16 protein-coding genes are annotated in these 19,157 nt (G+C 74.3%); 8 read left to right on the forward strand and 8 right to left on the reverse strand.

Going from position 1 to position 19,157, the window contains the following annotated elements:
- Positions 1–319 precede the first annotated feature (319 nt).
- Entirely contained in the window at positions 320–1,408 is a 1,089-nt protein-coding gene (locus tag ACZ7GX_RS11740; protein ID WP_498775541.1) for a LacI family DNA-binding transcriptional regulator, read from the reverse strand.
- 165 nt (positions 1,409–1,573) lie between these two features.
- Here ACZ7GX_RS11740 and ACZ7GX_RS11745 point away from each other — a divergent pair, with 165 nt between their 5' ends.
- Positions 1,574–2,764, forward strand: coding sequence for an MFS transporter (locus tag ACZ7GX_RS11745; RefSeq protein ID WP_498775543.1), 1,191 nt, complete (start codon positions 1,574–1,576; stop codon positions 2,762–2,764).
- Here the strand turns inward: ACZ7GX_RS11745 and ACZ7GX_RS11750 are convergent.
- The gene (locus tag ACZ7GX_RS11750) at positions 2,736–5,072 is read right to left on the reverse strand and encodes an ABC transporter permease (protein WP_498775545.1); all 2,337 of its coding nucleotides are present in this window, start codon (positions 5,070–5,072) and stop codon (positions 2,736–2,738) included. The two genes, ACZ7GX_RS11745 and ACZ7GX_RS11750, sit on opposite strands and share 29 nt — an antisense overlap.
- Entirely contained in the window at positions 5,069–5,761 is a 693-nt protein-coding gene (locus ACZ7GX_RS11755) for an ABC transporter ATP-binding protein (RefSeq protein WP_498775547.1), read from the reverse strand. Before ACZ7GX_RS11755 ends, ACZ7GX_RS11750 begins: the two co-directional genes overlap by 4 nt.
- 205 nt (positions 5,762–5,966) lie before the next feature.
- On the opposite strand from ACZ7GX_RS11755, the gene ACZ7GX_RS11760 reads away from it, so the two are divergent.
- Together ACZ7GX_RS11760 and ACZ7GX_RS11765 are read left to right on the forward strand one after the other, a co-directional pair.
- A complete protein-coding gene (locus tag ACZ7GX_RS11760) occupies positions 5,967–7,229 on the forward strand; it encodes a sensor histidine kinase (protein ID WP_498775548.1) in 1,263 nt (420 codons plus the stop codon).
- Positions 7,226–7,897, forward strand: coding sequence for a response regulator (locus tag ACZ7GX_RS11765; RefSeq protein WP_498775550.1), 672 nt, complete (start codon positions 7,226–7,228; stop codon positions 7,895–7,897). The genes ACZ7GX_RS11760 and ACZ7GX_RS11765 overlap by 4 nt, the downstream gene beginning before the upstream one ends.
- Positions 7,898–7,901: 4 nt before the next feature.
- Here the strand turns inward: ACZ7GX_RS11765 and ACZ7GX_RS11770 are convergent, their stop codons facing one another.
- Entirely contained in the window at positions 7,902–9,116 is a 1,215-nt protein-coding gene (locus ACZ7GX_RS11770) for an alpha/beta hydrolase family protein (RefSeq protein WP_498775552.1), read from the reverse strand.
- A gap of 87 nt (positions 9,117–9,203) precedes the next feature.
- Positions 9,204–12,272: an ATP-binding protein gene (locus tag ACZ7GX_RS11775; RefSeq protein ID WP_498775554.1), complete on the reverse strand. Its 3,069-nt coding sequence runs from the start codon at positions 12,270–12,272 to the stop codon at positions 9,204–9,206.
- A gap of 130 nt (positions 12,273–12,402) precedes the next feature.
- Here ACZ7GX_RS11775 and ACZ7GX_RS11780 point away from each other — a divergent pair, with 130 nt between their 5' ends.
- Positions 12,403–13,260 carry an alpha/beta fold hydrolase gene (locus ACZ7GX_RS11780; protein WP_498775556.1) on the forward strand — a complete coding sequence of 286 codons (858 nt, stop codon included), beginning with the start codon at positions 12,403–12,405 and terminating at the stop codon, positions 13,258–13,260.
- A gap of 57 nt (positions 13,261–13,317) precedes the next feature.
- A complete protein-coding gene (locus ACZ7GX_RS11785; RefSeq protein WP_498775558.1) occupies positions 13,318–14,505 on the forward strand; it encodes an FAD-binding protein in 1,188 nt (395 codons plus the stop codon).
- A 44-nt stretch (positions 14,506–14,549) separates the two neighbouring features.
- On the opposite strand, the gene ACZ7GX_RS11790 is transcribed toward ACZ7GX_RS11785, so the two are convergent.
- Both ACZ7GX_RS11790 and ACZ7GX_RS11795 read right to left on the reverse strand, forming a co-directional pair.
- The gene (locus ACZ7GX_RS11790; protein ID WP_498775560.1) at positions 14,550–15,563 is read right to left on the reverse strand and encodes a TerC/Alx family metal homeostasis membrane protein; all 1,014 of its coding nucleotides are present in this window, start codon (positions 15,561–15,563) and stop codon (positions 14,550–14,552) included.
- Positions 15,564–15,840: 277 nt separating this feature from the next.
- Positions 15,841–16,776 carry a universal stress protein gene (locus tag ACZ7GX_RS11795; RefSeq protein WP_498775562.1) on the reverse strand — a complete coding sequence of 312 codons (936 nt, stop codon included), beginning with the start codon at positions 16,774–16,776 and terminating at the stop codon, positions 15,841–15,843.
- A gap of 147 nt (positions 16,777–16,923) precedes the next feature.
- Between ACZ7GX_RS11795 and ACZ7GX_RS11800 the strand changes: the two genes are divergently transcribed.
- Genes ACZ7GX_RS11800 through ACZ7GX_RS11810 form a run of 3 tightly spaced genes read left to right on the forward strand, consistent with a single transcriptional unit; the run spans position 16,924 to position 18,717 of the window.
- The gene (locus tag ACZ7GX_RS11800; protein WP_498775564.1) at positions 16,924–17,283 is read left to right on the forward strand and encodes an STAS domain-containing protein; all 360 of its coding nucleotides are present in this window, start codon (positions 16,924–16,926) and stop codon (positions 17,281–17,283) included.
- Positions 17,284–17,326: 43 nt separating this feature from the next.
- On the forward strand, positions 17,327–18,022 hold the full coding sequence (locus ACZ7GX_RS11805) for a YwaF family protein (RefSeq protein WP_498775566.1): 696 nt from the start codon (positions 17,327–17,329) through the stop codon (positions 18,020–18,022).
- A complete protein-coding gene (locus ACZ7GX_RS11810) occupies positions 18,019–18,717 on the forward strand; it encodes an endonuclease (protein ID WP_498775568.1) in 699 nt (232 codons plus the stop codon). Before ACZ7GX_RS11805 ends, ACZ7GX_RS11810 begins: the two co-directional genes overlap by 4 nt.
- Here ACZ7GX_RS11810 and ACZ7GX_RS11815 read toward each other — a convergent pair.
- Positions 18,666–19,148 carry a DoxX family protein gene (locus ACZ7GX_RS11815; RefSeq protein WP_498775570.1) on the reverse strand — a complete coding sequence of 161 codons (483 nt, stop codon included), beginning with the start codon at positions 19,146–19,148 and terminating at the stop codon, positions 18,666–18,668. The two genes, ACZ7GX_RS11810 and ACZ7GX_RS11815, sit on opposite strands and share 52 nt — an antisense overlap.
- Positions 19,149–19,157: the final 9 nt, after the last annotated feature.

A 19,157-nucleotide genomic window follows, 5' to 3' on the forward strand; every position in this document is an offset into this window, starting at 1 on the left:
CGAACCCGCAGCGGGCACCACCACCTACCCAACCCCGCGACCGAACGTAGCCGCCGGCCACCAACACAGACAGCCACCCCAAGCCGCCACACCCCCCGAGCCGCCACCCGGCCGGCGGGCCGGCCGGCTGGCTGGCTGGCCGGACACCTGACGCCTGACGCGCCTGTCATGTGACGCCTGACGCGTGATGCCTGACGCGTGATGCCTGACGCGTGATGCCTGACGCGTGATGCCTGACGCGTGATGCCTGACGCGTGATGCCTGACGCGTGATGCCTGACCGCCTGACGTCAGCCGGCAGCGGTCAGCGGCTCAGCGGGTCAGGTGCTGGCGCGGAGGATCAGGGTGGTCGGGTAGAAGGTTTGTGGTGGTGCGGGTTGGTGGTTGAGGACGGCGGTGGCGGCGGCGGTGGTGATGGCTTCGACCGGGTGCGTGGTGGTGGTGAGGCCGGGGTGGCTCAGGGCGGCGTAGGGGAGGTCGTCGAAGCCGGCGACGGCGATGTCGCCCGGCACGTCGACGCCCTTGCGGCGCAGGGCGGTCAGCGCGCCGAGGGCGGACAGGTCGCCGAGGGCGAAGATCGCGTCCGTGTCCGGCCAGCGGGTCAGGATTTCGGTGGTGGCGGATTCGCCCGTGGCTGCGGTGAAGTTGCCCGCGGCCAGGCGGGGTGGGGCTCCGGCGTCGGCGAGGGCGCGGTGGTAGGCGGTGAGGGCGCGTTCGGTGCACGGGAGCCACCGGGGGCCGGTGATCATGGCGATTCGGCGGCGGCCCGTGGTGAGCAGGTGTTCGATCACCTTCGTGGTGCCGGTGGAGTTGTCCACGTCGAAGGACGGCACGTGGCGGGTGCCGATGCCGATCGACGCGATCCGGCCCCGGGCGGACTTGGGGATCGTGGCCAGCGCCGGGGTGGTGGGGTTGACGACGATCACGCCGCCGATGTCGCGGTCGTCGGCCAACCTGCCCAGTTCGCCGGGATCGTGCAGTGGGAGCCAGTGGAGGGATACGCCGACCCCGCGTGCGGCGGCCGCGCCGGCGGTGGCGGCGGTTACGCGGGCTACGTAGGGGTCGTTCAGCACGTGCGAGGTTTGGCCGCCGACGGCTATCGCGACGCGGGTGCCGCTGCGGGTGGCCAGGGCGCGGGCAACGGGGTTGGGGGTGTAGCCCAGTTCGCGTGCGGCGGTGGCGACTCGGTGGCGCGCGGACGCTGAGGCCGGGCCGCGGACGCTCAGGGCGCGGGACGCGGTCGCCGGCGACACGCCGGCTCGGCGGGCCACGTCCGACAAGGTCGGCTCCTGCCCGTTCGGCGAGGTCGAATTCCGCCCGTTCGGCGAGATCGGCTCCTGCCCGTTCGGCCAGGTCGGCTCCCGCCCATCCGGTGAGATCGGCTCCCGTCCCTGCTCGGCCTTGGCCACGGGGGAAGTCTGCCAGGCCCCGCCCTTGTGGTGGAAGCGCTTCCACGTATGAGGTCACGGAAGCCGGGTCAGGGCTGGGTTCGGGGTCATGGCTGGGTCAGGACTGGGGGCGGGGCGGTGGGTTGGCAGGGCGCGAGGATCGGGACGGTAGGGGAAGGAAGTTGCATGTCGAGAGTCGAGGTGACGTCGGGTGGCGTCGGAGGGGCCGCTGCAGGGGTCGCGGTGACGTTCGGGCTCAACGGGGTCGCGGTGGCGTCCTGGTTCGCACGCGTCCCCGCCGCCCGCGACGCGTTGGGCCTCGGCGCGGGCGCGCTCGGGCTCCTCCTGCTGGCCATGTCGGCCGGCGCGACGCTGGCGATGCTCACCGCCGGCGAAGTGACCCACCGCCTCGGAGCCCGGCGAACGGTGTGCGCGTCGACCGTCGGAGTCGCCGCCGGGCTGGTGGTGGCGGGTGCGGCCATCGGCATCTGGCCCTCGGCGGCGGCGACGGCGGTCGGGTTGTTCCTCCTGGGGTACGGATCTGGCACGTGCAACGTGGCGATGAACGTCGAAGCGGCGGCGGTGGAGCGGGTGGTCGGGCGCACGGTCATGCCGCGGTTCCACGCGGTCTGGAGCCTGGGCACGGTGGTGGCCGCCGGGTTGGCCGCGGCGGCGGCCTCGCTGCGCCTGCCGGTGACGGCGCACCTGACGGGCGTCGCGGTCGTCACGTTGGCCGGCACGGTCGCGGCCGCGCGGTCGTTCCGGCACAGCACGAGCGACGCGATCGGCGAGAAGAGCGGTGTGCTGGCGGCCTGGCGTGAACCGCGCACGTTGCTGATCGGGTTGCTGGTGCTGGTGCTGGCCTTCACCGAGGGCACCGCGAACGACTGGGTAGCGGTGGCGTTCGTGGACGGCTACGCGTTCGGGCCGGCGGCGGGCGCGATCGTGTTCGGCGTGTTCGTGACCACGATGACGTTCGGCCGGGTGGTCGGCACGGTGGCGCTCGACCGGTGGGGACGGGTGCCGGTGCTGGTGGGCACGATGCTGCTGGCGATCACGGGGACGACCCTGGCGGTGCTGGGCGGCTCGCCGGCGGTGGCGGTGGCCGGGGTGGCGTTGTGGGGCCTGGGCACGTCACTCGGCTTCCCGGTCGGCATGAGCGCCGCCGCCGACGAGGAGGACCGGGCGGCCGCACGGGTCAGCGTGGTCGCGGTGATCGGCTACACCGCGTTCCTGGCCGGGCCGCCGGTCGTCGGCCTGCTCGGGGACCAGGTCGGCGTCCTCCGGGCGCTGCTGGTCGTGCCGCTGCTGCTGCTACCGGCGCTCGCCCTGGTCCCCGTCCTCCGCCCTATTCGGTCCGCAAAGCCCTTGCCGTAGACGTCTTCGCCGCCCACGTGGCCGGCGGCACGGCGCCCACGACCGCGATCAGCGAGCCGCCGATGGCCAGCAGGAGCAGCGTCAGCGGGTCGTGCACGGCGAAGACCGACGCGGGCAGGCCGATCCCGGCGCTCTCCCCCATCGCCGGCAGCACGGCCCGGTGCAGCGCGACCCCGGCGGGCACGCCGACCACACCGCCGACCACCCCGATCAGCACGACGGAGGCGATCACCATCGCGATGGTCTGCCGGGGCGTCATGCCGAGCGCCTTGTGGACGCCCAGGTCCCGGATCCGTTCCCGGGTGTCGAGCACGACGGCGTTCAGCACGCCCATGGCGGCCACCGCGACGAGCATCAGCGTGAGGATCGTGGTCAGGCTGTTGATCAGGATGACGGTGTCGCTGGCCTGGTTGGACCGACCGGGCCGCGCGGTGGCGCCGAGCGGCTTCAGCGCCGTGTTCAGCCCTTCGACGTAGGAGGTGACGTCGGTGCCCGGCCGGACCGCGATGTAGTGGCTGGTGTCCGTCGACCCGGACGTGAACGTGGCCGCGTCGGTCAGCACCACCATGCCGTCGTTGCCCATCTCGAAGACGTCGCCGACGATCCGCACGGTGACCGACTTCTCGCCGTCGTTCAGCGTCACGGTGTCGCCGACGCGGGTGCCGGTGGCGGTGAGGAACGGCGTCGGCGCGACGGCTTCGCCCGGCCCCGTGAACCACCGGCCGGACACCAGCTGGTAGCCGTCCCAGGTGGCGTCACCGGTGAACGACACGAGCTCGGTCGCGCCGGCCACGCCGCTGACGGTCACCCGCGTCCGGCTGGTGCGGTAGTGCGCGCGCGTCCCGGCCTGGGCGCTGATGGCGTCCGAGACCGCGGCCGGGTCGGCCTCCGGCTTCCTCGGATGGACACCAGGACCAGGGCCAGGACCGGAACCACCCGGCCCGTCCACGCCGATCGTCACGTCGGCCGAGTTGTGGTTGCGGGCGATCTGGAGCTGGTTGAGCGAGGACGCCAACCCGACCGCGAACGTGACCGCGGTGGCGCCGAACAGCACGGCCGCCACCATCGCCAGCGCCCGGGCGGGCCGCGCGAACGGGCGGGCCAGGCCGAGGCCGACGGGTCGCGGCACGGCCAGTCGGGCGGTCAGCCTGGCGGCCCACCGGCCGCGGCCGGGGCGCGGGGTGCGGCCGACGGCGATCGCGTCCACCGTGCGCAACCGACCGGCGCGCAACGCGCTCGCCCACGCCGTCACCGACACCAGTGCCAACGCGGCGACGACCACCACGACGTCCACCCACGGGGCCACGGTCAACCGCACTGCGCCGTAGACGTCCTCGGTCTCGGCCAGCACGGGGATCGCGAGCAGGTTGCCCGCCACGACACCGATCGCGGTGCCGACCGCCGCCGGGATCAGGGCCTGCGCCAGGTACGCCCACACGACCTGCGCCGGGGTGAAGCCGAGCGCTTTGAGGATGCCGATCCGCCGCGTCCCCGCGCCGACCGCGCCCGCGACCACGTTGCCGACCACGAGCAACGACATGACCAGCCCCAGCACGCCGAACGCGACCAGGAACGGCACGAACACCGCGATGCTGCGGTCGGCCGCCCGCTTGAGCACCAGCCACGACTGCGAGCCGGTCATCGCGCCCTCGGGCAACGCCGCCGTCACCGCCGCACGGCCCGCGTCGACCTGCTCGGCGGTGGCGGCGGACGCGAAGCGGTACAGCACCTGGTAGCCACCGGGCGAGGTGATCCAGGACGGTGGCACCCAGCCGTCGGCGGTGCGGCTGACCGAGCGGGCCACGCCGACCACGGTCAACGTCGAGCCGTCGGCGAGGGGTATCCGGCGGCCGACGCCGGAGCCGGTCGGCGAGTGCGCGTGCGGGCTGTCGGCGGACACCACGACCTCGCCCGGCGCGTCGGCCCACTCCCCGTCGGTCAACGTCACCGCGTCCACCGGTCCGTCGCCGGGTTCGGCCCGGCCCACCACGGTCAGCGGCGCGGGGTCGCCGGGTCCCTCATCGCTCGGCGTGACCGAGGTGGTCGGGAACGGCCCGGCCGACGCGGTGACGCCCGTGACGGGCGCCGACAGCTGCTCCGGTGTCACCTTGCCCGCGTCGAACTGCGCCGACAGGTGCGCGCCGCGCTGCGCGGCGAACGCGTCGTCGAACGGCGCGGTGGACGCCACCAGCAGCGACCCGCCGAGCACGGACGAGGTGACGGCCATCGTGGTGGCGAGCCCGATCACCGCGGTCTGCACGCGGCGCCGTGCCACGCCCGAGCGCACGACCCGTCCCAGCCCGCTCATCGGGTCGGCTCCACGGCGACGTCGCCGGCGATGCGGCCGTCGACGAGCTGGATCGTGCGGCGCGTGCACGACCGCGCCAGCGCCAGGTCGTGGGTGACCACCACGAGGGTCTGGCCGTCGGCGTTCAGCTCGGTGAGCAGCGCGCTGACGTCCTCGCCGGAGGCGGTGTCGAGCGCGCCGGTCGGTTCGTCGGCGAGCAGCAGCGCGGGCCGGTTCATCAACGCCCGCGCGACCGCGACCCGCTGGCGTTCGCCGCCGGACAGGCGTCCGGGGTAGGCGTTGGCGTGCCGGGCGACGCCGAGCTGGTCGAGCAGCTCGGCCGCGCGCTTGGCCGCTTCGCCGCGCGCCATGCCCGCCAGTTGTGCGGGCAGGACGACGTTGTCGGCCACGGTCAGGTCGTCGAGCAGGTTGAAGAACTGGAACACCATGCCGATCCGGGCCCGCCGGTAGCGCGCGGACGCGGCCTCGCCCAGGCCGTCGACCCGCTCGCCGGCCACGGTGACGATGCCGGTGTCGGGCCGGTCGAGGCCCGCGATCAGGTTGAGCAGCGTGGACTTGCCGCTGCCGGACGGGCCGAGGACCGCGACGGCCTCCCCGGCCCGCACGGTCAGCGTCACGTCGTCCAACGCCGGTGGCCCGTCGTCGTACCTGCGGCTCACGTCGCGCAGTTCGATCACCGGCGTGGTCATGGTCGGCTCCCTGGTTCGTCCTCGATGTGGCGCGGTGGACGCTAGGAGCGGCGCGGAGCCGGGCGCGTCGGTCGGCCGGGGCATTTCCGGTACCCCGCCGGGATGAGGGCGGCGCGGTGTCATCCCTGCGATGTAGTCGAGCGGTGGAGGCGGGGTGGTCGCCCGGGTGGATGTCCGGTGGCCGGCGGTCGGTGAGAATGGCCGGGTGACGAACGCGGCGGTGGTGGACCGACTGCGGGCCTGGGCCGCCCTGGTGGTGCTGCCGACGGGTCCGCTGCCGCGGCCCGCGGTGCGCAACTACGTGTTCGACGCGGTGGTGGCGCTGGTGGTCGGGATCGCCTCGGTGCGGTTCGCGGTCGACTCGCAGGACGTGCCCGCGCCCGTCCTGATCGGTGGTCTGCCGCAACCGTTGCCCGTACCGCCGCCGCAACCCGACACGTTGTTCGGCGCGGTGGTCATCGCGGTGGCGGCGGCGGTGGCGTTGGCGCTGCGTCGCCGTTATCCGCTGGCCGTGCTGTGGGTGGTGCTGTACGCGACGTTGGCGGCGCCGTCGGACACGCCGCGGCTCACGTTCTACGCCTGCGTCATCGCCGCCTACTCGGCCGCCGCGTACAGCCCGCACCGGCCGCCTGCGTTGGCGAGCCTGCTGGTGACGGTGCTGGTGGTGGCGGTGTTCCGGGACTCCGAGCTGCCGGTGGTGCCGAACGAGTACGTGCCGCTGCTGATCCTGGTGCCGCTGATCGTGGCGGCGAACGGCCTGCGCACGTGGAAGGTCCGCACGGACGAGGGCCGGGCGCAGGTCTCGGCGCTGGAACGCGAGCAGGCCGAGGCGTTGCACCGGGCGGTCGAGCACGAACGGGCCCGCATCGCCCGCGAGCTGCACGACGTGGTGACGCACCACGTCAGCGTGATGACGATCCAGGCGGGCGCGGCGCGCAAGGTGATGGGCTCCTCCCCCGGGCAGGCGCAGGAGGCGTTGCTCGCGGTCGAGGCGGGCGGACGGGCGGCGATGACGGAGTTGCGGCACGTGATGGGGCTGTTGACGGTGGACGGCGCGGACCCGGCCGACCTCGCGCCGCAGCCGGGGCTCGACCAGCTGGCGGCCCTGGTCGACCGGCTCCGGGACACCGGGGTGCCGGTCGGGACGAGGGTGACCGGGCAGCCGCGCCCGCTGCCGTCGGGGGTGGAGCTGGCCGCCTACCGGGTGGTGCAGGAGGCGTTGACGAACGCGGTCAAGCACGCCTCCGGCGGGTCGGCCGAGGTGACCGTGGACTACGGCGTCGACCACCTCCGGGTGGAGGTGGTCGACACCGGCGGCGAGCCCGGTCCGGGTGCGGCGGCGGGCAACGGGCACGGGTTGATCGGCCTGCGGGAGCGGTTGGCCGTCTACGGCGGCACGTTGGACGCCGGCCCGCGGCCCGGCGGCGGCTACCACGTGACCGCGTCGATCCCGGTGGAGGCGCCGTGAGCGCCCCGCTGCGGGTGGTGGTCGCCGACGACCAGGTGCTGGTGCGCACCGGTTTCCGGATGATCCTCACCGCCGACGGCATCGACGTGGTCGGTGAGGCCACCAACGGCCTGGAGGCCGTGGAGGCGGTGCGGCGGACCGTGCCGGACGTGGTGCTGATGGACATCCGGATGCCGGAGCTGGACGGCCTGGAGGCCACCCGCCGGATCCTGACCGGCGCGGAGCCCGAGCCGCGGGTGATCATCCTGACCACGTTCGACCTCGACCACTACGTCTACGCCGCGTTGTCGGCCGGTGCGAGCGGGTTCCTGCTCAAGGACGTGACGCCGGAGCACCTGGTCGCCTCGGTGCGGATGGTGCGCTCCGGCGACGCGTTGCTGGCGCCCGCCATCACCCGCCGCCTGGTGGAGCGGTTCGCGAACCGGGGTGCGGACACCGCGTCGTTGCACCGCGACCTGGCCGCGTTGACCCCGCGTGAGCTGGAGGTGCTGCGCCTGCTGGCGCGCGGGCTGAGCAACGCCGAGCTGGCCGGGAACCTGCACCTGTCCGAGGCGACGGTGAAGACGCACGTGGCGCGCATCCTGGCCAAGCTGGGCCTGCGCGACCGCGTGCAGGCCGTCGTCGTGGCCTACGAGACCGGGCTGGTCACGCCCAGCGGGCAGGGTTGACGGCTCAGCCGAGGAACCGCACGTCCGGGTGCCGGTCGGACGGTCCGTCGAGCAGGCGTTGCGGCCGGTGGCGCAGGTGCTGGTTGAAGAACGCGGTCAGGTAGGCGCGTTGGGCGGCGGTGCTGCGGGCGGGGTCGACCGTGCCGACGATCGGCGCCGTCACCGCCGGGTCGAGGCCCAGGTGGGCAGCCAGCGGCGGCACCAGCGACTGGTGGTCGGTGAACGACGAGTGCTCGCCGGCCGGCAGGTGCAGCTGCCGCACCCAGCCGCGGTGGTTGGCCAGGAATGCCTGCCACGACAGGTCGGAGGCCGCGCTGTGGTCGCCCGCGCTCATCAGCAGGAACGGCCGGTCCAGGCCTTCGTCGGCGACCCGGCCGAAGTCCCCCGCGGTCTGGTCGTAGGCCATGCTGCCGTCGAGGTTCGCGCCCGCGTCGATCCGGCGGTCGGACACCATGGTCTCGCCCGTGGTGAACCCGCCCGCCGAGTGGCCGAGCATGCCGACCCGGGACAGGTCGAGCGACCGGGCGAGGTTCGGCGGCAGGCGGCGTCGGCCGGCGTCCGGGTTGCCGCCGGCGGCGAGGACTTCCAGCTGGTCGAGCACGAAGCTCGTGTCGCGCGCGCGGGTGGCCATCAACTTCTTGTTGACGTCGATCGTCAGCGGTGGCACGGCGCGCGGCGCGACCTGGCCGTCGGGGAACTGGACGGCGAGCGGTTCGTGGGTGTGGTCGATGGCGACGACCACGTATCCCTTGCCGGCCAACTGCTCCATGAGGCCGGTGCCCAGGGCGCGCGGGTTGCCGCGGCCCGGCGAGTACAGCACGACGGGCCGTCGACCGGGGACGGCGGGCACGTCGGGGACCGAGTGGGTGGCGAAGCCGTAGTCCAGTTCGGCCGGGTCGATGCGCAGGGCCCTGGCGTCGCTCGCGGCGACCGCTTCGGCGACGGCGGGCGGCATGAACGGCGCCGCGTCGTCGGCGCTCGGCGCGGCGGGCGTGGCCGGATACCGGACGGTGACCATCAGTTCCCTGGTGGTGTCCGGCAGCCACGGGTCCGGGCGGGCGTGGTCGACGAGGTGCAGTTCGGTGGTCCCGACCGCGTAAGGGCCGGTGGGTGCGGGGAGTTCGAACCGCACCGGCGACGGTGAAGCCGCCGCGGGCACGGCGGTGGCCAGCGCCACGCCGGCGAGCAGGGCCGGCACGAGCAATCGTTGTCCAGTCACCAGGCGAACTTAGGGCGGCTCGTCCGCGTGCCGGATCAGGATGATCACCCAGCGGCACCCTGAGGCAGCCACTAGGTGACGTCACCGTCAGTCCATTGTGGACTTCTTCAGTTCCTCGGCGATCTCCCGCGCCTGGCGGCGGTGTTCGGCGGCCCGCTCGTGCCGGCCGAGCGCGGCGGCGAGGGTGGCGAGGTGGTCCGCGGTCGGGCCGAACGAGACCAGGCCGCTGCCCGCGCCGGCGAGTTCACCGGCCGCCGGGAGGAGCCGGTCGTAGAGGCGCTCGATGGTCGGCCGGTCCCCCGCTTCGACCGCGATCACGGCGTGCAGGCACGTCCGGGCCTCGAACAGCAGGTCGTGCGGCGAATCGGGGACGACGGCCGCGAGGGCTTCGGCCCGCCTGCCCCGGGCGAGCAGGGCGACCGGGCGTGCCCACGGCTCGTACGGGCCCCAGTCGTCGTCCGGCACGTCGCCGAGGCCGAGCAGCGCGAGCGGCAGGATGCCGCGTTCCAGACCCGGCATCCCGGCGCCGGAGAGGCGGGACGCGGCGGCGCGGTAGGCGGCCCTGGCCTCGTCGCGCCGCCCGGTCACGGCCAGGCGCAGCGCGGCGTACCAGGTGGTGAAGACGCCGACCAGCGGCAGGTCGTGCCGTTCGGCGAGCGCGTCGGCCGCGGCGGCGTGCCGGTCGGCGGCGGCCAGGTCGGCGAGCGCGGCGTGGGACTGCACGAGGATCAGGTGGGCGAGCACCTCGAACGTGACCAGGCCGTGGCGGGCGGAGAGGTCGAGCAGCTCGGCGCCGATCCGGGCCCGGTCGGGGGCGAGGCCCGCCCGGTGGAACGTCTGCAGGAACCGGCCGTTGAGCGCCAGGGCCAGCAACGACGGGTCGGCCAGGTCGCGGGCGATCGCCTCGGCTTCGAGCGCGGCGTCCCGGCCGCGTCGTTCGGCGTCGGCGCGTCGTTCCACGGCGATGGTGATCAGGAGGCGGGCGCGTTCGGCCTCGTGACCCGGTGGCAGGGCGGCCAGCGCGCGTTCGGCGGCCTCGGTGAGGCGGGCGGACAGGGCTTCGTCGTCGTTGGTGGTCCAGAGCGCGGGCACGTCGAACGAGCCGATCGTGCGGGCGGTCAGCACCGGGTCGCCTTCCACCTCGGCGACGGCCTCCGCCCGGTGCCGGCGGGCCTGCTCCAGGTCGCCGGTCACGGCCAGTGCCCGCACCAGGCCCATCACGGCTCCGAGGCGGTCCTGTCCGGTCCGCGCCAGCGTCTCGCGCCACCACGTGGCCGCTTGGTGCGGCGCGGACCGGCGTTCGGCGCGTTCGGCCGCGGCCCGGGTGTAGCGCGCGGTGCGTTCGGCGGTGGCCCGGTTGCCGGCGCGCAGGAGGTGCTGCGCGATGGCTTCGACGTCGTCGGGGTGCGCCTGCTCGATCACGTCGGCCGCCGCGGCGTGCCACCGGGCCCGGCGGGCGTGCGCGATGTCGTCGTACAGCGTTTCGTGCACGAGCGCGTGGGCGAACCGCAGGCGGTCGGCGTCCGGTTCGACCAGGAACCCCGCGAGCAGCGCCGACTCGACGGAGTCCAGCACCGCCTCCTCGTCACCGGCGAGCGGGATCAGCACGTCCAGGTCGACCTCCTGGCCGAGGACCGACGCCTGGCGCAAATGGGTCCGCGCGGTCCCGGTGAGCTGGGCGAGGCGGTGGCGCAGGACGTCGCGGACGCCGGCGGGGACGGTGCGCAGGGCCGGATCGGTCTCCCAGAGGCGGGTCAGCTCGCGGACGAAGAACGGGTTGCCCGCGCTGCGGGTGTGGATCGCGCGGACGTCGGCGTCGGTCGGCTCGCGGTCGGTGGTGGCCTCGACCAGTTCGCGCACCTGGGGCTCGGTCAGGCCGCCCAGGTAGACGCGGGTCGGCTCGGTGCGGGCGGCCCGGCCGAGGGCCTCGGTCAGGGCGGCGGAGATGTCGGTGGAGCGGTAGGTGGCGACGATCAGCACGCGTCCGGCGTCGGGGTCGGCGGCCAGCGACGTCACCAGGGCGAGGGTGTCCTCGTCGGCCCAGTGCAGGTCGTCGAACACCAGCAAGACCCGCTGCCCGAGCCCGGCCAGGGACGCGGCGACCGCGCGGTGCCGCTCGAACCGGCCGGCGGGCGGGTCCGCGTCCAGCGCAAGCGTTTCCGCCATCCGCGTCCACGGCCAGGCGGCGGGCGCGTCCTCGGTGGACGCGCCCCACGCGGTCGCCCAGCCGGCGGCGGCGAGCCGTGCGGTCAGCTCCTCGGCCAACGCCGTCTTGCCCGCCCCGGCCGTGCCCGAGATCAACGCCAGCCGCCGGCCCGCGCGGGCGGCCCGCTCCAGCTCGGCCAGCTCGGCCACGCGGCCGATGAACGGGCTGGAGCGGGCGGGCGGCGGTTCGGGCGCGAGGGCCGGCGACTGGGTGAGGATGTCGGTCTCGAGCTGCCGGAGGGCGTGGCCGGGGTCCACGCCGAGTTCCACCCGCAGCACCTCGCGGGACTGGCGCAGCGTGGCCAGCGCCTCGCCCTGGCGCCCGGTCCGGTAGAGCGCGAGGGCGAGCAGCCGTCGGCCGTCCTCCCGCAACGGGTGCGCGGCGACGTGCGCCCGCAGGTCCGGCACCGACTCCGCGGCCAGGCCCAGCGCCAGCGCCGCCTCCGCCCGCCGTTCGACGGCCAGCAGCCGCACCTCGTCGAGCCTCGCGGCCTCGCCCAGCGCCCACGGCCGGTCGGCGAACTCCGCGTAGGCGGGGCCGCGCCAGAGTTCGAGCACGTCGTCGAGCAGCGCCTTCGCGTTCCCGGGCCGGCCGTCGGCCAGCAACCGGGCCGCCTCGCCGACCGCCTCCTCGAACCGCCGGGCGTCGACCTCGTCCGCCCGCAGCGCGTACCCCGGCGGCACGGTCACCAGCAGCCGGGCCGGCGTCCGGGGCGGGCGGTCCGGTTCGAGGGCCTTGCGCAGCGCGCCGACGAACGTCTGCACGGCGCCGAGCGCACCGTCCGGCGCGTCGTCGCCCCAGAGGTCGTCGATCAGCCGCGTGACCGGCACCACCCGGCCCCTGGCGACCAGCAGGCGTGCCAGCACGGCGCGGTGCCGCGGCCCCTTGAGGTCGAGCGGCCCGCGTTCGCCCACGGCCTCCAGCGGGCCCAGCACCCGGAAACGCACCATCGCCGACAACGTATCCGACCTGGTCGGCGGCTGCCTCGCGGTGCTGACCGGTTGCTGATCGAGCGCTGATCGGGGCCGCCCAGAGTGGGTCGGGCAACCGCACCACACCCCCGGAACGGAGCTTCACACGATGTTCAGCAGGCAGCGCGTCACCGTCGCCGACGGCGTGGCGCTCAACGTCGCCGTGGCAGGCTCGGGCAGCCCCGTCGTGCTGCTGCACGGCTTCCCGCAGACCCACCTGATGTGGCGGCACGTCGCCGCCGACCTGGCCGCCGACCACACGGTCATCTGCCCCGACCTGCGCGGGTACGGCGACAGCGACAAGCCGGCCGACGACGGTCGGGCGTACTCGAAGCGCACGATGGCCGCCGACGTCGTCGCCCTGGCCCGCGCGCTCGGGCACGAGCGGTTCGCGCTGGCGGGCCACGACCGGGGCGCGCTGGTCGCCATCCGCGCCGGGCTCGACCACCCCGACGCGGTCACGCACCTGGCCTCGCTGGACGTGCTGCCGACCCTCGACATGTGGGACGTCATGCACGGCGCCACCGCGGCCATCGGCTTCCACCTGTACCTGATGGCCCAGCCGCCCGGTCTGCCCGAGGCCATGATCGGCGCGTCGGCGGACGCGTTCTTCGGCCACTTCCTGGACGTCTGGGCCAACGACCCGGCCGCGATCCCGGCCGACGTCCGCGCCGCGTACCTGAAGGCGTCCCGGGAGGCGGTCCCGTCGATCGTCGCCGACTACCGGGCGTCCGCCACCGTGGACGTCGAGCACGACCTGGCCGACCGGGAGGCGGGCAACCGGCTGCGCATGCCGGTGACCGTGCTGCAGCAGGACTGGGGCTCGGCGCTCGGGTTCGACGCCGCCGGCCGGTGGCGGGAGTGGGCGGCGGACTTGGAGCACCGGACCGTCACGTGCGGTCACTTCATGGCCGAAGAGGCGCCCGGTGAGGTCGTCAAGGCGTTGCGCGACCTGCTCGCGCGTTAGGCCCGGGTTGTCGGGCGCCGCGTGTGGGATGTCGGTGTCGGTGGCACGCTTCGGGGCGTGGTCGACTTCCCCGACGGCGTGCTGCTGACCGACGACGCGGCGCTCGACTGGGCCGCGGACGACTTCGGGCACGTCGTGCGGCAGCGGCCGGTCGGTGTGCTGCGCACGACGTCCGCCGACGACGTCACGGCCGTGGTGCGACTGGCCCGGGCGCACGGCCTCACCGTCGTGCCTCGGGCCGAAGGCCACTCGACCGGCGGACAGGCGCAGGCGCCGGGCGGGATCGTGCTGGACCTGACCGGCTTCCGGACCGTGCACCGGGTGACGCCCGAGCACGCCGTCGTGGACGCCGGTGCGCGGTGGAGTGACGTGCTCGCGGCCACGTTGCCACTCGGCGTGACGCCGCCCGTGCTGACCGACTACCTCGACCTGTCCGTCGGCGGCACGTTGTCCGTCGGCGGTCTCGGCGGGGCCGGCCACCACTTCGGGGCGCAGACGGACAACGTGCTCGACCTGGACGTCGTCACGCCCGACGGCGAGCGGGTGACGTGCTCGCCGACCCGTCACCCGGACGTGTTCGACGCCGTGCGCGCGGGCCGCGGTCGGCGTGGCGTGGTCCTGCGGGCGACGTTGCGGCTGGTGCCGGCGCACACCCACGCCCGGTGCTTCCGGCTCCGGTACGACCGGGTGGCCGACTTCCTGCACGACCAGCGGCTGCTGATGGCCGAACGCCGGTTCGACCACCTGGAAGGGCGGGCCAAGCCGGACGGCGCCCGGTGGACGTTCCGGATCGACGCCACGGCGTACTTCACACCGCCGATGCCGCCGCCGGAGCCGTTGGACGGGCTGCGGGACCGGCGTGCGGCGGCCGAGGTCGACACCGTCACGTACCGGCGTTTCGCCAACCGGATGGCCGACGACGTCGCCGTGCTGCGGGACCTCGGCCCGTGGGGGTGGCCGCACCCGTGGCTGAACGTGCTGCTGCCGGACTCCGCGGCCGAGGCCGTGCTGGCGGAGTCGTTGGCCGGGCTCACCGTCGGCGAGACCGGCGTGGTGCTCGTCTACCCCTTGCCACGGGCCCGTTTCCGCACGCCCGGCCTCCGCTTGCCGGACAGCCCGACCGTGTTCCTGCTGGCGCTGCTGCGCACCGCCGACTCACCTTCCGCCCTGCGCGCCATGGTCGAGCACAACGAGTACGTGCGCCGCCTGTCCGCCGCCGCGGGCGGCACCACCTACCTCCCCTGACCCCGCGTGTCCTGCCTTCGGGGCACGCGGGATCAGGGGAGGGGTCACTCCGGACGGTGGGGTTCGGAGGGCTGGGCACGCCGGGCGCGCAGCGAGCCGGGACGCGCCTTCACCGACGGGTCGCGCCGCGTCCTGGCCAGGCTCGCCACGGTCACCACCGTCAGCACCACGACGATCACGCCGAGGCTGAGCAGCGTCGGCACCTCCGGCACGCGCGGGTCGAGGTCCTGGTGCGCCCAGTGCAGGATCAGCTTCACCCCGATGAACGCCAGGATCAGCGACAGCCCCGTCGACAGGTACACCAACCGGTCGAGCAAACCCTTGACCAGGAAGAACAACGCCCGCAACCCGAGCAGCGCGAACGCGTTGGCGACGAACACGACGTACGGCTCGGACGTGATCCCGAAGACCGCCGGGATCGAGTCCAGCGCGAACAGCACGTCGATGCTGCCGATCGCCAGCAGCACCAGCAACAGCGGCGTGGCCATCCGCCGGCCCCCGGCGCGGGTGAACAGCTTCCCGCCCTCGTAGTCGTCGGTGATCGGCAGCACCCGGCGCGCGGTCCTCACCACGACGTTGTCCTCGACGTCCGGGTCCTCGTCCCGGTGCCGGAACAGCTGCACGGCCGTGTAGAGCAGCAGCAGGCCGAACAGCAGGAACACGAACGAGAACAACGCCAACAGCGTCGCGCCGACCGCGATGAACACCCCGCGCAGCGCCAGCGCCAGCACGATGCCGAACGTCAGCACCTTGTGCTGGTGCGCCTCCGGCACGGCGAACGTCGACATGATGATCACGAACACGAACAGGTTGTCGACCGACAGGCTCTTCTCCACCAGGTAGCCGACGAAGTACTCGGTGCCGGCCTGCCCACCGTGCGCCAGCGTGAACCAGACGCCGAACAGCAGCGCGAAGAGCACGTAGAACACCGACCAGGCGGTCGCCTCGCCGATCTTGACGCGGTGCGGGCGCACGACCGCCAGCACCAGGTCCACCGCCAGTAGCACGAGGACCAGGCCGATGGTGAGCGCCCAGGTGAGACCTCCGATGTCCGCCACGATCAGCGGGCGCGGTCAAGGTCAAGGCCGCGTCCAAGGCCACGGTCGCGGTCGAGGTGGTCGGAGGTGGGTGGGATCGGTGGCGGGATCGGCTTCGGTGGCACCGGCTCGGGTCCGGACGGCTGCGGCCGGCGCGGGATCGGATCCGGGGTCAGCGGGTCGGGCGGGTCCGGTTCGTGGTCACGATGCGGTGGGGTCGCCGCGGTCCGCTGGTGGTCGCGGAGAGCCTGGTCAGACCGGACGGACAGGTCCGGTCCGTGGTCGCGGAGTTGCGGGTTCACGCGTCCCCTCCTCGTGGGGTCGTGGTGTCGTGGTCGCGGTGGACGATCGCGACCGAGCACGGCGCGTGGTAGAGCACGGCGTGGCTCACCGAGCCGAGCAGCGCGCGGCGGACCGCGCCACGGCCGTGACTGCCCACCACGAGCAGGTCGGCGTCGCGGGCGTGCTCCAGCAACGCGTGCGCCGGACCGTCGAAGGCCACCGCCCGGCTCACCCGCACCTCCGGGCGCGCCTCGCGGTGTCCGGCCAGGGTCCGCTCCACCAGCGCCTCCGCCTCGGCCTCCACCTGCCCCAGGTCCGACCGCGCCGCCCAGATCGGGGCCACGGCCTCCACCGGCAGGTCGGCCCACGCGTGCACAGCGAGCAGGTCGCGCCCGTGCCGCCCGGCGAAGTCGAACGCGAAGCCGAGGGCGCGCTCGCTCGTCGGCGACCCGTCCACCCCGACGACCACCCGGCCGTCACCACCGCCGTCGCCGCGGGCCACGACGACCGGTCGGCGGTGGGCGTTCACCAGGTCCGCGGTGGTCGAGCCGAGCAGCGCCCTGGACAGCCCGGAACGCCCGGACGAGCCGACGACGAGCAGTTCGGCGTCACGGGCGAGCGCGCTCAACGCGTCGGCCGGGTGGCCGTGCTCCAGCCGGGTCCGCACCTCCAGGCCCGCGCACAACCGCTCGCACTCGGCGGCCACGGCGCCCAGCTCTTCCTCGGCGTACCCGCGCACCGCCTCCTCGGTCATCGCCTCGGGCAGCGGCACGGTCATCGACGTCAACGCCAGGTCCGGCATCGGCACGCGCAGGACGTCCACCACGAGCAACGCGCACCCGCGGCTCGCGGCCTCCCGAGCCGCCCAGAACGCCGCCAGCCGCGCCTGCTCCGAACCGTCGAACCCGACCACGACCGCGCCGCGACCGTCGCCGTTGGGCGGGTCGGCCATGCCACCACCTCCGATGTCCCCGGAGACCGGAGGAGTACCCGGCGTGCGGATGGCGTAACCGATGCCGCGTCCACGCCAGGCGTAACGCCGAGCCGGACGGGGACGACGCCACGGTCACAACGGAGGTCCAGCGAGGGGGCGTCGTCCATGACCGATCGGCCTTGGCAGGGTGAGGAGCTCGCCATCGACACGACCGAGGTGCACGGCCTCCCGGTCACGCGTGTCACCGGCGAGGTCGACCTGGCGGGTGTCGACCTGATCCGCGCCGAGCTGGACGTGCAGCTGGAGCTGCGGCCACCGGTGCTGGTGGTGGACCTGACCGACGTGACCATCCTCGGCTCGCTCGGCATCTCGGCCCTGTTGGACGCCCACCACCGCGCGGTCGCGGCCGGTGTCCGGTTCGCGGTCGTGGCGAGCCGGCGGTCGGTGGTCCACCCCTTGCGGCTCACCGAGGTCGACCGGGTGCTGACCGTGGTGCCGACGCTCGACCAGGTGGTCGCCGGCTGACACCACCGGGTGTCGCCCGGCCGTGCCGCGGGTAGCCCGACGTGTGGCGTCGTTGCCCATCGCCCGGGAGTTCACCGCGTTCGGCCTCTCGCACTGGGTCGTGCTCGGGCTGTTCGCGGTGGGCGCCGCGGCCGTGGTGGTGTTGGGCCGCACGCGCCCGTCACGCCGCTTCTCGCGTGTGTTCGCCGCGATCGTGCTGCTGCTCCAGGTCGGCATCCACACCTACCTGATGCTGCCGCCGCGCTGGAACGTCCAGTACTCGCTGCCGTTGCAGCTGTCCGACCTGGCGGGGCCGATCGCCGCCTACGCGTTGTGGTCGCAACGGCGGTGGGCGTTCGCGCTCACGTACTACTGGGGCCTGACGTTGAGCGTCCAGGCGCTGATCACGCCCGTGCTGCGGGTCGACTTCCCGGACCTCGGCTTCCTGCTGTTCTGGGCCACCCACCTGTTCGTCGTCTGGGCCGCCGTCTACCTGACGTGGGGCCTGGGGCTGCGGCCCGACTGGCGCGGCTACCGGCTGGCCGTGCTGGTCACGGTCGGGTGGGCGGCTGCGATGTTCGCGCTCAACGCGGCGCTCGGCTCCAACTACGGCTACCTCAACCGCAAGCCGTCGACGGCGTCCGTGCTGGACCTGCTCGGCGACTGGCCGTGGTACCTGGTGCCGGAAGGCGCTTTCGTGCTCGCGGTGTGGGCGTTGATGACGTGGCCGTGGACCCGCCGGGGTAACCGGACGGCATGAGCGAGCACGAGGACATCGCCCGACGCCTGCTGGACCGGGCCGGGCGGACGTACGCCGAGCAGGCGGGCATCCGGCTGGCGGACACGCCGTCGCCGCTGTACCGGCTGCTCGTGCTCAGCGTGCTGCTGTCCACCCGCATCCGCGCGGACATCGCCGTGGCCGCGGCGCGGGAGCTGGCCGCGGCGGGCTGCACCACCCCTCGCGGCACGGCGGGGACGACGTGGCAGCAACGCGTCGACGCGCTGGGCCGTGCCCACTACGTCCGCTACGACGAGAGCACGGCCACCGCGCTCGGCGAAGGCGCGCAACTGGTGCTGGACGACTACAAGGGCGACCTGCGCCGGCTGCGCGAGGACGCGGGCGGTGACGTGGCACGCCTGCGCGCGGCACTCGAACGGACACCGCGCCTGGGCCCGGTCGGCTCGGCCATCTTCTGCCGCGAGGCGCAGGGGGTGTGGCCGGAGCTGCGCCCGTTCCTGGACGACAAGGCGCTGGCGGGCGCCGGCCGCGTGGGGCTGCCCGAGGACCGCCGCGCGCTGGCCCGCCTCGTGCCCGCCGACGACCTGGCCCGGTTCGCCGCCGCGCTGGTCCGCGTCACTCTCGACAAGGGCGTCGCCGACGACCTGGAGCAGCACGGCCGCGGTCAGGCGCGCACCTCCTCGCGCGAGTCGAGGGACCGGCGGGTGCGGGCGTAGTGCACGACGATGCTCACAGTGGCCGCGAGGAAGACGAGCTGCATGAGCGTGCGCGGCAGCAGGGCGTCGCCGAACGAGGGTGAGAGGCCCTTCTCGGCGGCGTAGACGTTCGCCGGGAACATGCCCACGAGCATCGCGGTGAGCCCGGCCGCCGCCCACGGCGCGGTCCGGCGCCACAGGACGCCCGCCGCGCCGGCGAGTTCCAGCACGCCGGTCACCGTGATCACGAGGCCGGGTGCGGGGATCGCGGGCGGCACCATCGCGATCAGCTCCTCCCTCATGCCGATGAAGTGCGCCAGCCCGGTCGCGACGAACATCGCCGCGACGCCGCACCGCACGGCGAACGGCCAGGTCGGGACCCGGGTGACACCGACGGCCCGCAGGCCGACCAGGGCGAGGGTGACGACGACGAGGATGACGAGCGGTGCCACTGGCACTCC

Source organism: Actinosynnema sp. NPDC037264, from assembly GCF_055603705.1.